This is a genomic window from Tolypothrix sp. PCC 7712 (genome assembly GCF_025860405.1).
GTDB lineage: Bacteria > Cyanobacteriota > Cyanobacteriia > Cyanobacteriales > Nostocaceae > Aulosira > Aulosira diplosiphon.
Map to the genome: position 1 here is coordinate 8,134,088 of NZ_CP063785.1, position 13,588 is coordinate 8,147,675.

The following is a 13,588-nucleotide window of genomic DNA, read 5'->3' on the forward strand; positions in this document are numbered from 1 at the left end:
ATAAGCTACTGCGATTTTAAGTTGCATATTTTTTCGTTAAGGTTGTCAAAAATCAAAGCTCAAAAAATTTGAGACCTGTCTCTGTGACTTTTGACATTTCAAAACGTTACAGCTTATAAATCTATTTATTTTCCGTAGCGCTAATGTTACGCTTTGAAGTTATTTATAAATATCTGTATCCTAACTAGGAACTTTGAGTTATGAAAGTTAACTTACAACCGACCCTAAATGATAGTAATTTAGATGCCAATCAAACGAATAGTCAGCGTCAGTTAGCAATTTCCATTTCCGCGATCGCAGAAGTTGTAGATCGCAATGTGCCGCTAAATTTATGCTTAATTCTCGACCATAGTGGTTCGATGAATGGGCGACCTTTAGAAACTGTCAAGCAAGCAGCAACTCGTTTGGTTGATAGACTTAAACCAGGCGATCGCTTGACGGTTGTAGTTTTTGATCACCGGGCTAAAGTCCTAATCCCTAATCAAGTTATTGAAGATCCAGAATATATTAAAAGACAAATTAACCGCCTAACTGCTGATGGTGGCACAGCAATTGATGAAGGTTTGCGTTTGGGCATTGAGGAGTTGGCAAAGGGCAAAAAAGATACCGTTTCCCAAGTCTTTTTGTTAACTGATGGTGAGAATGAACATGGCAATAACGATCGCTGTTTGAAATTTGCCCAATTAGCTGCTAATTATAGTTTGACTTTAAACACCTTGGGTTTTGGTGACAACTGGAATCAGGATGTTTTAGAAAAAATTGCCGATGCTGGTTTAGGTACACTTTCTTATATTCAAAAACCCGATCAGGTAGTAGATGAATTTAGCCGTCTGTTCAGCCGTATTCAAACAATTGGCTTGACAAATGCTTATTTACTATTCTCCCTGATGCCAAATGTGCGGCTAGCGGAACTCAAACCCATTGCCCAAGTTTCCCCCGATACAATTGAGTTACCCTTTCAACAAGAAGCCGATGGCAGATTTGCTGTGCGCCTGGGAGACTTGATGAAAGATGCAGAGCGAGTAATTTTAGCTAATATTTATCTGGGACAATTACCCGAAGGGAAACAAGCGATCGCCAATTTGCAAGTCCGCTATGACGATCCAGCTAGTAACCAAATGGGTTTGTTGACACCCAACATCCCAGTTTATGCCAATGTCACCAGAGTTTACCAACCAGCGGCTAATCCTGAAGTGCAACAGTCTATCTTGGCATTAGCGAAGTATCGCCAAACTCAGTTAGCAGAAGCCAAATTACAACAAGGCGATCGCGCTGGTGCAGCCACTATGCTGCAAACTGCTGCGAAAACTGCCTTACAAATGGGAGATACAGGAGCAGCCACAGTGTTGCAAACTTCCGCCACCAGATTGCAAGCTGGCCAAGAGTTATCTGAAAGCGATCGCAAGAAAACCAGAATTGTCTCCAAAACCGTGTTGCAAGATACACCCCGCCCATGAAAGTAAAATTACTGTCGGCGCTAAGTGATACTAATATCGATCTGGCTCAATCGAGTAGCCAGCGTCAACTAGGAATTGCGATTTCTGCGATTGCGGGGGAATATGATCGCTATCTTCCCCTGAATTTATGCTTGATTCTCGATAAAAGTGGTTCCATGCATGGAAAACCCATCAACACAGTGATTCAAGCAGTCGAGGGATTAGTCGATCAACTTAAAGTTGGCGATCGCATTTCGGTAGTCGCCTTTGCTGGTGCGGCTGAAGTGATTGTACCTAACCAAGAAGTCCAAGACCTAGACAGCATCAAAAAACAGATTAAAAGCAAACTTAACGCTAGCGGTGGGACGGTAATTGCTGAGGGTTTAGGCTTGGGAATTACAGAACTGATGAAAGGAACCAAAGGAACTGTTTCCCAGGCTTTTTTACTCACAGATGGACAGGGTGAAAGCAGCTTGAAAATTTGGAAGTGGGAGTTAGGCCCCGATGACAACAAACGCTGTCTGGAACTCGCGCACAAGGCGGCTAAGTTGAACCTGACTCTGAATACTTTGGGATTTGGGACTAACTGGAACCAGGATTTACTAGAAAAAATTGCCGATGCTGGTGGTGGGACTTTAGCTTATATTGAGCATCCAGAACAAGCAGTTGATGAATTTAGTCGTTTATTTAGACGTATTCAATCTGTAGGGTTAACTAACGCCTATTTGCTACTGTCCTTAATGCCAAATGTGCGGCTAGCAGAACTCAAACCCATCGCCCAAGTTTCCCCAGATACAATTGAGTTACCAGTGCAACAAGAAGCTGATGGCCGCTTTGCGGTGCGCTTGGGAGACTTAATGCAAGATGTAGAACGGTTAGTTTTAGCCAATATTTATCTTGGTCAGTTACCAGAAGGTAGACAAGAGATCGGGCAAATTCAAATCCGCTACGACGATCCAGCCTTAGATAAACAAGGCTTACTATCTGCGATCGCACCTGTGTATGCAGATGTGGTGCGAGTTTACCAACCAACAGTTAATCCCCAGGTACAGCAATCAATTTTGGCATTAGCCAAATATCGCCAAACTCAATTAGCCGAAGCAAAATTACAACAAGGCGATCGCGTTGGTGCAGCCACAATGTTGCAAACAGCTGCCAAAACCGCCCTGCAAATAGGAGATACAGGCGCAGCCACAGTATTACAAACTTCCGCTACTCGCCTACAAGCTGGGGAAGAACTTTCGGAAGCAGACCGGAAGAAAACTAGAATTGTCTCAAAGACAGTTTTACAAGAATAATTGCTTGGGTGAGTAGAATTTGTAATTCGTAATTTGTAATTCGTAATTCGTAATTCGTAATTCGTAATTTATGAAAATCAATGGCATTCATCACATCGCCATCATTTGTTCTGACTACGAACGCTCAAAAAAGTTTTATGTAGAGGTTTTAGGATTTACGATTATTGAAGAAACTTTTCGCGCACACCGCAATTCTTATAAGCTAGATTTACGAGTCGGCGAGAATAGCCAAATTGAATTATTTTCTTTTCCTAATCCTCCGCAAAGACCTAGCACGCCTGAAGCTTGTGGGTTAAGACATTTAGCATTTGCAGTTGATGATATTGAGCAAACTGTGATTGATTTACAATCGCAAGGTATAGAAGTTGAGAATATGAGAATTGATGAAATTACAGGCAAAAAATTTACTTTCTTTAAAGACCCGGATAACTTGCCATTAGAAATTTATGAGAGCTAATGTTTAATTCTTAAATTAAATAAAAGCTACACTACTTGGTAAAATTGCAATTTCTTGCCTGCATCAAAACCCACATCTTGATTCACCATCGCGGCAATTTTTACACTTTGGCTATCGATGCTTTTAAAGTCTGTTGAGTACATTTCCACCGTGGGAAGTTAGACTAAATCTCTGCTGCATATCTGGGAATACTAAATCTAGAAAGTATCAATAATTGGGTAGTAGGATATGACTCTAGTAAGTATTCCTGAAGATGAAATGAGTGCAGAGCTATATCAGTTATCAGGAGAAATAGAATTAGAGAAAATATTGACAACTTTTTTGCAGATAGCGATCGCATCAATGGGAGCGCAAATTGGTTGTTTAATTCTTTACCAAGATACACAATGGTTAGTAGTGGCACAAGGAGATACCAAACAGATCCAAAGTTTAGAAATACCCCTTGAGCGATACCAAGAAATACCTCAGATTTTAATTGATGCGGTAGTGCAGACACAACAGATGGCTGTGTTAGACAACTTCAGTCAAACAGTGGAATTTGCCGGCGATTGCTACTTTACCACCCACCAACCCCAATCGGTATTATGTACTCCCCTGACGCAGCAAGAAAAATTAATTGGCGTTCTGTACTTAGAAAATAAGTCCCTCCAAAACGCATTTACAAGCGATCGCTTACAATTAATTCCACTCCTGAATGCCCAAATAGCAATTTCCCTGAAAAATGCTCAGTTGTATTGCCAATTAACAGCATATTCACGCAATTTAGCACAGAAAGTTGCAGCCCGGACTGAGGAATCGGAAGAAAAAAGCGAGCAACTATTAGCATTATTCAATGCCATTGAAGATGTGATTATTGTCACAGATGTAGATGGCAGATACCTGCAAGTTGCTCCTAGTAGCGCACCATTACTATACAAACCTCCTACCGCAATTATCGGCAAAACTGCCCATGAAGTTTTTCCGCCTGATATGGCTGATTATTTCGTGAGGAACATTCAACAAGCGATCGCCACTAAAAAAGCGCAGAAAATTGAATATAGTTTACTAATCGGCGAGCGTGAGATTTGGTTTGATGGCAATATCGCTTGCATGGGTGAAGACAAAGTAGTGATCGTAGCTAGAGATATTAGCGATCGCAAACAGATGGAAAACCAACTGCGTGAACAGAAGGGAAATCTGGAAACAACTTTGCAAAAGCTACAACGCACTCAAACGCAATTAGTTCAATCCGAAAAAATGTCAGCGTTGGGACAATTGGTAGCAGGAGTTGCCCATGAAATTAATAACCCGATTAATTTTATTCATGGCAACTTAGATTATATTCATCAACATACACAAGATTTACTGCACATATTAAGTGCCTATCAATCCCACTACCCTCATCCACCCGCATCGCTACAATTAGAACTAGAAGAATTAGAATTTAGCTTCTTAAGTGAAGATTTACATAGCATTTTGAAATCAATGAAAATTGGTTCGGAACGGATTCGCCAAATCGTCCTATCATTACGTAACTTTTCGCGGTTGGATGAATCAGAATACAAAGCTGTGAATCTCCACGAAGGCATTGATAATACCTTAATGCTGTTGCAAGTTCGACTGAAAGCACAGGCTGAACGTCCAGAAATTGCAGTGATTAAGGAGTATGGTGAGCTACCATTGGTAGAATGCTACGCTAAAGAAATTAACCAAGTGTTTATCAATATGATTGTGAATGCGATCGATGCTGTGGAAGAGAGCAATCGGGGTCGCAGTTTCGCGGAGATCACTAGTAACCCTAATCGAATTTGGATTCGCACAGCCAAGACAGAAGAAAACCAGGTGCAGATTATTATCGGGGATAACGGCATTGGCATTCCAGAACAATTGCGATCGCGTTTATTTGACCCTTTCTTTACTACCAAACCTGTGGGTAAAGGAACAGGTTTAGGGCTATCAATTAGCTATCAAGTAATCAAGGAAAAACATGGAGGTTCAATTCACGTCCACTCGACTCCCGATCAATCTACAGAATTTATTATTACCTTACCCGTCTCAAGGACTTCCAAATAAAAAAATAATCAATCGCTTTGCCTGACTTTCTTGAGTAAGTGAGAAGAAGCATAGGGTTGCCAATGGTCGTGAACAACTTTGCCCTTAAAGTCAGACAATACTTTTATGCAAACTACCATAATTATTCTTGCAATAAAATAATTCTTACACCCCTACCTAGACAGTTACCAATAATCAATAAATTTTAAACTTTGCTGATTACATTATCCTCATGAATCCAATAAATAATCGGTGCAGTTAACCTGCACCGATCGCCAATTCAGATGGATTAAACATTCTATTGTCTTATGCCAATGCTGAAGCCTGTGGTTTAGCAAATATCATGCGTCCTGCTGTAGTTTGCAAAGCACTAGTGACTACTACTCGCAGTTCACCACCTACATAACCACTACCTTCCTCAACGACAACCATTGTGCCATCGTCTAGGTAGCCGATTCCTTGGCTGGGTTCTTTACCTTCTTTGAGAATTTTCAAATCAAGGTTATCGCCAGGTAAATAGGTGGGACGGACAGCGTTAACTAAGTCATTGACATTTAAAACTGGCACTTTCTGAACGCTAGCAACTTTTGATAAGTTGTAGTCGTTAGTTAGCAATGTGCCGTTGATATCTTGAGCGAATCTGACTAACTTCGCATCAACAGTGGGAATATCTTCGTAATCAGAGGGATTAATCAGGATGCGTTCTGGATAAGCTTCTTTAATGCGGTTGAGAATTTCTAATCCTCTTCTTCCCCGTACCCGTTTTTGGTCTTTACTCGCATCAGCTACTTGTTGCAATTCTTGCAAGACAAATTGCGGTACGATAATTTGCCCTTCTAGAAACCCAGTTTCTAACAGTGCTTCAATCCGACCATCAATAATACAGCTTGTATCTAAAACTTTAGTATTAGCAGGTTTAAGAGTACCTTCTGCTACCATCGTTTCTACGGTGTTGGGATTAATAAACCGCAATAAGCCGCGTCCGTGGGTATCTGCCAAATTCATACCAGTGACCGACAATATAATACTGCCAACCACTGCTACTAAAGGCTTGATAAAACTAAAATCTGGGGGAATGGGTAATAAAAATAACGGTGCAAGCATTAAGTTGGCTAACAATAACCCAATCACCAAACCAATAGCACGCGTTAAAATTACTTCTAGAGGCATTTCTCGGACTTGTGCTTCTAGGCGGCGATATGTAGTTTGGAAACTTAGCCCAATTGCACCACCAATGATTGCAGCAAAGACGGCAACCACTAAGCGCAAGGCTTCTAAATTTGTTACCCGGTCTAGCGAGCCATTGGGTAGTAGTTCAATGCTGTAGAACCCAATTCCCGATGCTGCTAGGATGAATGAGAGAATAATAATGGCATCAAGCATGATCTTGTGGTTTTCCTGCAACTGTATTAACCGAAAAAGTGTAAGTATTTTTTATTTCATAGGCAAATAGCTTTAGAAATGTTTACTTAACTCTAGGGGTTTAAGCAGGTAATATCTGCAAATATTATAACCAAATAGTTTTAGCTTCATATTTTTAATTGTTTTGTTGTAAAACGATAATACTTGTAAATAAACTACTAATTTTTATCGTTTGTCATTCTCAGTATGATGAATTTTATTGTTTCTTACAATGCCTCAAAAAGTTAATTTTTATAGCACTCCCACTTCTGCTTATGTGCATATTCCGTTTTGCAGACGGCGGTGCTTTTATTGTGATTTTCCCATATCTGTTGTGGGCGATCGCTTGCGCGGGGAAACATCTAATGCAATTTCTCAATATGTAGAAGTGCTAACTCAGGAAATTCCTACCGCACCAAGATTTGGTGAACCTTTAAAGACAATTTTTTTCGGTGGTGGAACACCCTCGCTGCTATCAATAGAGCAGTTACAGCAGATATTAACAGCTTTAGAGCAGCATTTTGGCATTTTACCTGGGTCAGAGATTTCTATGGAAATAGACCCAGGGACATTTGATTTAGCACATATAGCAGGGTACCGCAGTTTAGGGGTGAATCGTGTCAGTTTAGGTATACAAGCATTTCAAGAAGAGTTGTTAAAACTCGCTGGGCGATCGCACTCAATTGCAGATATTTTTGCAGCTGTGGAATTAGTCCGCAAAGTCGAGATTCCCGAATTGAGTTTAGACTTAATTTCTGGTTTACCGCATCAGTCTTTAGAGCAATGGCAAGATTCCCTAGCTAAAGCAGTGGCGATCGCACCAACTCACATCTCGATTTATGACCTTACCATAGAGCCAGGTACAGCCTTTGGCCGATACTATGAACCTGGCGCGAATCCTTTACCCACAGATGAAACCACAGTCAAAATGTACCAAATGGCACAGCAAACTTTGACTGATGCAGGTTATGAACATTATGAAATTTCCAATTATGCCCAGCCTGGACATCAATGTCAGCATAATCGGGTTTATTGGGAAAATCGTCCTTATTATGGTTTTGGTATGGGTGCAGCCAGCTATATTGAAGGTAAGCGTTTCACACGTCCACGTAAAACCAAAGAGTATTACGCATGGGTAAAAGCTGGTTGTGTCGTTGATTGTGAAATCACACCACCAAATGAAGTGTTATTAGAAACCTTAATGTTAGGCTTACGCTTGGCTAAAGGCGTGAGTTTAGCAGCTTTAGCGGCGGATTTTGGCGAAGATAAACTAGAAGAACTTCAGAAATTCCTACAGCCATATTTAATAAAAGGCTGGGTAGAGGTAATAAATGAAAGATTACGTCTAACCGATCCCCAAGGATTTTTATTTTCTAATGTAGTTTTAGCAGATTTATTTTCTAAATTTGGTGAATAAGCATTCAGACTAAATGTACTAACAACATATTAAATTATCCGTTAAAATCCAGTGATGGAATTAAGTTGGATAGAACAATCTAAAATAATCTTATTATCTTTAAGTAGAGGTATTTAACCTATGACTATTAATCTTAAACCAGAGCATGAGCAATTGATAAAAGCACAAATTGCTAGTGGTAGATTTACAAATGCAGATGAAGTAATTGGTACAGCATTGAAATTACTAGAAAAGTTGAATGCTGAGTACAGCCAATGGGTAGAAGAAACTCGCCAAAAAGTTGAAGTCGCTATTGCTGAAATGGAAAGAGGAGAAGGATTAGACGGTGAGACATTTACTATGCAAATACTTGAAAGATTCCAAAAAGCGCGAGAGGCGGCAGAATGAGCCGTTACATCATCTCTCCTTCTGCAAGCAGAGATTTAAATGAGATTGCAGATTATTTTTTAACAATCAATCTGGAAGCAGGAGAAAAGCTTTTTCAAGAATTCAATAGAAAATGTCAAAACTTAGCTAAATTTCCCAATATAGGGCGTAGTTATTCTCACATTAAGCCGGAGTTGCGTGGTCTTCCGCTTGATGGTTACGTCATTTTGTATAGAGTGGTGGATGATGGTGTGGAAATTTTACGTGTAGTGAATGCGCGTAGAGATTTAGAAACATTATTTTCAGATATAGACGATTCTTGAAAAATGATTAAAATTGAGAAATTGAAATATTAGAGTACTCCAAGTAAAAAAATGCTCAATTGTCATTGCGAATGGAGCGAAGCGGAATGAAGCAATCGCAAGGGCTGAGATTGCTTCGCTACACTCCGTTTCGCTCGCAATGACAGGTTTTGGATCGTTTATTTTTTGGAACACTCTTAATTTATTGAGTAATAAAGCCTAATCAAATTATTCCAAATCTTAAGTATAAATTATGTCTAATCAATTAGAACAGTTTGCGAGTGATAATAACTCTGGAATTTGCCCTGAAGCTTTAGAATATATGCTAAAAGCTAATGAGGGTAGCGCTCCGGCGTATGGAAATGATAAATGGACGCAAAAAGCAACAGATTATTTTCGTGAGTTATTTGAAATTGATTGCGAAGTATTTTTTGCTTTTAATGGGACAGCAGCCAATTCTTTATCTTTAGCTGCACTTTGTCAGTCATATCACAGCGTTATTTGTCATGAAACATCCCACATTGAAACAGATGAATGTGGCGCACCAGAGTTTGCTTCTAATGGTTCCAAATTACTATTAGCTAAAGGCGAAAATGGTAAGTTAACAGCACAGGCTATAGAATCACTAGTAACTAAGCGCACTGACATTCATTATCCTAAGCCAAAAGTTATTAGTATTACCCAAGCTACAGAAGTAGGAACTTTATATTCCTTGGATGAACTAGCAGCAATTAAAGAAACTGCGCGCAAGTATAACTTAAAAATTCACATGGATGGCGCTCGTTTTGCTAATGCAGTTGCTGCTATGAATAAAACCCCGGCGGAAATTTCTTGGAAAAGTGGTGTAGATGTATTATGTTTTTGTGGCACAAAAAATGGCATGGCTTTAGGAGAAGCAATTATTTTCTTCAATAAAGCTTTAGCAGAAGATTTTGACTATCGCTGTAAACAAGCAGGTCAACTAGCTTCAAAAATGCGATTTATTTCGGCTCCTTGGTTAGGTTTACTCGAAACTGGCGCATGGTTGAAGAATGCGCGACACGCCAATCAATGTGCTGAATATTTAGAAAATAAATTAATCAATATTGATGGCGTTGAGATGATGTTTCCCCGAGAAGCAAATGCTGTGTTTGCCAAACTACCAGAACATACTATTCAAATTTTAAAAGAAAAACGCTGGCAATTTTATACATTTATTGGTGTGGGTGGAGTCCGTTTTGTGTGTTCTTGGAATACTACACAATCTAGAATTGATGAACTGGTAAATGATATTAAGAATTCAATTTGAGGAAAATAAATTGCATACATTAGTATATGTGATTTTTTAAGAGTCAAGGGTCAAGGGTCAAAAGTCAAATTTGAATCCCTTATTGATTTTTACTTACTCTTCCCCTTTTAGTTGGTAGATGCTTAAAAAGATTTTTCATTGTCACATAAGATGCTTATAGTGAGTATCGAAAAATTTTATGGTAAAAATTTGCTATCTGAATAAAATCACAGACTCTTACAAAAGAACTGCTGAGATTTATTTTTGCTAGCTATAGCTATACGCTCCTATGCCAAAATGAAAATAACTAATACCATAAGGTGAGCGATCGCTCTGAAAGCTAGATAAAGGATTGACCTGAGCAATGGCAGACGAAACCAATCAAAATCAAGCGGGAGAGGTAGCTCCCACCACTGACCAACCAGTAGCGACAGACCTCCCTACTGCCAATAAGCCAGATTCCAAAGCAACTGCTGTACCTCCCAAGCGCGAAAAACCTCCAGCTAAAGCCGCCGCAGGAGAAAAACCCGCCGCTACAGCAGATGGAGAAGAAAAACCCGCTGCTAAAGCCGCCGCAGCCAAAAAAGAAAAGGCTCCTGCTGTTGAAGATAAGCCATTTGTAGAGTTTATCCAGCAACACTACTTACCTGCTGTACAAACGGCAATTACTCAGCAAGGTGTTGCTGATTTACAGTTGTCTTTTGCTAAACAGAAAGTTCCTATCTCTGGCTTTGAATCAGCCGAGGACTGCTACCAACTTGTGGGAAGTTGGCAAAACGGTTTGCGCCAGTTTAATCTTTATTTCCCCGATGAAGATATTCAAGGGAAAAAAGGATTCTCTTGTAATGAAGGTAAAAAACCTAGCACACTAGAATCCTTCTTAATAGATGAACGTAAAATCACTCTGGACTTACTAGTATTTGGTTTAGTGCAGCGCTTAAACGGGCAAAAGTGGCTAGGTAGAAATTAGTCATTTGTCATTTGTCATTTGTCATTTGTCATTAGTTATGAGACAAATGACAAAAATGCTAGTAAGTAAGTCGGTGGAAATAAAGCAAACTATGTTAAAAAACGTAAATAGGCTTGAAATCCTTACCAATGTCGCCACTTGCTTTAAGCCGGGGAACCCGTCCAACGCAGTGGCTCACCAATGACCTAGACGCTTTAGCGGCTTCCCGCAGGGTAGGATAAATGACAGCCTCAGCCAGTTATCTTTAATTTCGCCGACCTACTTAGTACCTTTAGAGTTCATGGAAATGGTAGGTAACGGCTCCAGTTCTGGGGTCGTTATCTATTTTGGCGTATCCTGATTTATACATTTCCTTGAGGGCGGCTTCTACTTCTGCAAAGTTAGCTCCTGTACCTTTCACACCTTGAGTCACAGTGAGATAGCCACCATTTTTTTCTGCCACTTCAATCAGTTTAACTATCAGTTGGTTACCAGTAGGGCGGTAAACTTGAGAAGCGATCGCAGGTTGATTCAGTGGTACACCCAAGGGAGATAAACCCGCTTTTGACCTCAGTTTGAGGCTATATTCGTCAACCATATTAGGGATGAGGAATAAATCGACGAACTGCCCACAGTAGAATAGCCCAAACGTACACAGCCACAACACACCCGTCCCGATTTTGCCGTTGTATATCCGGTGCAGTCCCCCCAAGCCGAAAAACCCCATAGCACACAAGATGTAGGAAACAAGAAGACGGTCTTGATTGGTGTTATTATCAACCTTCATGTTGTTTTGATTCCCTTGGATTCGCGCTTACAATCTGAGACGCTTTTGTGGCGCTGTTTTGTTTCATACTCAGTCTGTTGTTAGCTTTTCGCCCACAAGCTGGATGCAAAAAAGAGTACAAAGACCTTAGCTGACTCCCAATACCAAATTGCTGATTCCGCAGAATATATAACTATTGTTGCAACTCTTAACGTTTTATCTACAAATTTTGAGCCTGTACCTTGATAGACTGAACTTTATCAGCCTTAGTGATAAGTACTGTATCCCTTGCTCAAAAGCTAGAGGATTTAGCAATAATATAATTTGTAATTGATAATTCGTAATTCGTAATGAAAAGCTCATTTAAGAATTACGAATTATAGAGTGTACTGTAGGGCATACAGGAAATAGGGTTAGAGAGCAATCTCACCAGATCAACCCTAAATGCTTGGAGAGCTACCCATAAACAGGACTCTAGGTAAACACGTAATATCCTAGTTGGTTCGGGTAGGACAAGATATGTAAGACCTAGCCAATTTTAGTAGCATAACTACTAAATGTAACTAGGCAATGTCTGCTCAAGAATCTCCCAAATTTTTGCAGATGGGAGAGCGTCAATGTCGTCTAGTTACGCCTTGAGAGCGTCTGACGTTGGCTTTCTGGTGTACTGAAGATAATAAAGACAGAAGAGAAATCAAAACATGGTAGATTCCCTCAAAAAACCAGGCTTTGAAGAATTGCGTCCAGGGATTAAAGTCCCGGCAAAAGAAACACTATTAACACCCCGGTTTTACACCACCGACTTTGATGAAATGGCGCGGATGGATATCTCCGTCAATGAAGACGAGTTACAAGCCATTCTCGAAGAGTTTCGTGCTGATTACAACCGCCATCATTTTGTTCGGGATGCCGAGTTTGAACAATCCTGGGATCATATTGATGGGGAAACTCGCCGTTTATTCGTTGAATTTTTAGAGCGTTCCTGTACAGCCGAGTTTTCCGGGTTTTTGCTGTACAAAGAACTTGGCCGCCGCTTAAAAGATAAAAGCCCAGTTTTAGCCGAGTGCTTTAACTTGATGTCACGGGATGAAGCCCGTCATGCTGGCTTTTTGAATAAAGCGATGTCAGACTTTAATCTTTCTCTAGATTTAGGGTTTTTGACAAAGAGCCGCGATTATACCTTCTTTAAACCGAAATTTATCTTCTACGCCACATATCTTTCTGAAAAAATCGGTTATTGGCGTTATATCACCATTTATCGTCATTTAGAAGCACATCCCGAAGACCGGATTTATCCCATTTTCCGGTTCTTTGAAAACTGGTGTCAGGATGAAAACCGTCATGGTGATTTCTTTGATGCCGTGATGCAATCTCAACCGCAAATGTTGAATGACTGGAAGGCGAAGCTATGGAGTCGCTTCTTCCTGTTGTCAGTGTTTGTGACGATGTATCTCAATGACCTGCAACGCAAAGACTTTTACGCTTCTCTAGGATTGGATGCACGGGAATACGACATCCATGTGATCAAAAAGACCAATGAAACCGCAGGAAGAGTTTTCCCGTTGATGCTGGATGTTGATAATCCAGAGTTTTATCAACGCTTGGATATATGTGTTGAGAAGATGGCAAAATTAAATGCGATGTCTTCGACAACCCCTTCGGGGAACGCCAACTCCAACACTCCTAAATTCCTGCAATTCTTCCAGAAGTTGCCAATTCTCACCTCAATTGGTTGGCATATGGTTAAGCTGTACCTCATGAAGCCCATTGATGCGGTTTCTGCTCAAGGTATGGCCCGCTAGTTAATCAGGATTTGACAAAATTGAGAGTGGTTCTATTTCATATAGAACCACTTTTTTTATGTCACTTTTTGCTCATATTAATCTTGTAATTTAAAT

General features: G+C 40.1%; 12 protein-coding genes. 10 read left to right on the top strand and 2 right to left on the bottom strand.

Annotated elements, in window-relative coordinates:
• Positions 1 to 200 precede the first annotated feature (200 nt).
• The 4 genes from HGR01_RS33045 to HGR01_RS33060 all read left to right on the top strand — a co-directional run bounded on the left by HGR01_RS33045 (position 201) and on the right by HGR01_RS33060 (position 5,243).
• The gene (locus HGR01_RS33045; protein WP_045868059.1) at positions 201 to 1,457 is read left to right on the top strand and encodes a vWA domain-containing protein; all 1,257 of its coding nucleotides are present in this window, start codon (positions 201 to 203) and stop codon (positions 1,455 to 1,457) included.
• Positions 1,454 to 2,734 carry a vWA domain-containing protein gene (locus tag HGR01_RS33050; protein WP_045868058.1) on the top strand — a complete coding sequence of 427 codons (1,281 nt, stop codon included), beginning with the start codon at positions 1,454 to 1,456 and terminating at the stop codon, positions 2,732 to 2,734. Before HGR01_RS33045 ends, HGR01_RS33050 begins: the two co-directional genes overlap by 4 nt.
• A gap of 70 nt (positions 2,735 to 2,804) precedes the next feature.
• Positions 2,805 to 3,191 carry a VOC family protein gene (locus tag HGR01_RS33055; protein ID WP_045868057.1) on the top strand — a complete coding sequence of 129 codons (387 nt, stop codon included), beginning with the start codon at positions 2,805 to 2,807 and terminating at the stop codon, positions 3,189 to 3,191.
• 228 nt (positions 3,192 to 3,419) lie between these two features.
• A complete protein-coding gene (locus tag HGR01_RS33060) occupies positions 3,420 to 5,243 on the top strand; it encodes an ATP-binding protein (RefSeq protein WP_063749808.1) in 1,824 nt (607 codons plus the stop codon).
• Between the two features lie 285 nt (positions 5,244 to 5,528).
• Here HGR01_RS33060 and HGR01_RS33065 read toward each other — a convergent pair whose 3' ends face one another.
• Positions 5,529 to 6,605 carry a PIN/TRAM domain-containing protein gene (locus HGR01_RS33065; RefSeq protein ID WP_045868056.1) on the bottom strand — a complete coding sequence of 359 codons (1,077 nt, stop codon included), beginning with the start codon at positions 6,603 to 6,605 and terminating at the stop codon, positions 5,529 to 5,531.
• A gap of 250 nt (positions 6,606 to 6,855) precedes the next feature.
• On the opposite strand from HGR01_RS33065, the gene hemW reads away from it, so the two are divergent.
• The 5 genes from hemW (at position 6,856) to HGR01_RS33090 (ending at position 10,945) form a co-directional block, all read left to right on the top strand.
• Positions 6,856 to 8,040, top strand: coding sequence for a radical SAM family heme chaperone HemW (hemW, locus tag HGR01_RS33070; protein ID WP_045868055.1), 1,185 nt, complete (start codon positions 6,856 to 6,858; stop codon positions 8,038 to 8,040).
• Between the two features lie 120 nt (positions 8,041 to 8,160).
• On the top strand, positions 8,161 to 8,427 hold the full coding sequence (locus tag HGR01_RS33075) for a type II toxin-antitoxin system ParD family antitoxin (protein ID WP_045868054.1): 267 nt from the start codon (positions 8,161 to 8,163) through the stop codon (positions 8,425 to 8,427).
• Positions 8,424 to 8,729 (top strand): type II toxin-antitoxin system RelE/ParE family toxin, encoded by a 306-nt coding sequence (locus tag HGR01_RS33080; protein ID WP_045868053.1) that lies wholly within the window; start codon positions 8,424 to 8,426, stop codon positions 8,727 to 8,729. Before HGR01_RS33075 ends, HGR01_RS33080 begins: the two co-directional genes overlap by 4 nt.
• A 232-nt stretch (positions 8,730 to 8,961) precedes the next feature.
• The gene (locus HGR01_RS33085; protein WP_045868052.1) at positions 8,962 to 9,996 is read left to right on the top strand and encodes a low specificity L-threonine aldolase; all 1,035 of its coding nucleotides are present in this window, start codon (positions 8,962 to 8,964) and stop codon (positions 9,994 to 9,996) included.
• A 343-nt stretch (positions 9,997 to 10,339) separates the two neighbouring features.
• Positions 10,340 to 10,945: a DUF2996 domain-containing protein gene (locus HGR01_RS33090; RefSeq protein WP_045868051.1), complete on the top strand. Its 606-nt coding sequence runs from the start codon at positions 10,340 to 10,342 to the stop codon at positions 10,943 to 10,945.
• Positions 10,946 to 11,216: 271 nt separating this feature from the next.
• On the opposite strand, the gene HGR01_RS33095 is transcribed toward HGR01_RS33090, so the two are convergent.
• Positions 11,217 to 11,711: a TM2 domain-containing protein gene (locus HGR01_RS33095; RefSeq protein WP_045868050.1), complete on the bottom strand. Its 495-nt coding sequence runs from the start codon at positions 11,709 to 11,711 to the stop codon at positions 11,217 to 11,219.
• A gap of 680 nt (positions 11,712 to 12,391) precedes the next feature.
• Between HGR01_RS33095 and acsF the strand changes: the two genes are divergently transcribed.
• Entirely contained in the window at positions 12,392 to 13,492 is a 1,101-nt protein-coding gene (gene acsF / locus HGR01_RS33100; protein ID WP_045868049.1) for a magnesium-protoporphyrin IX monomethyl ester (oxidative) cyclase, read from the top strand.
• The last annotated feature ends 96 nt before the right edge of the window (positions 13,493 to 13,588 follow it).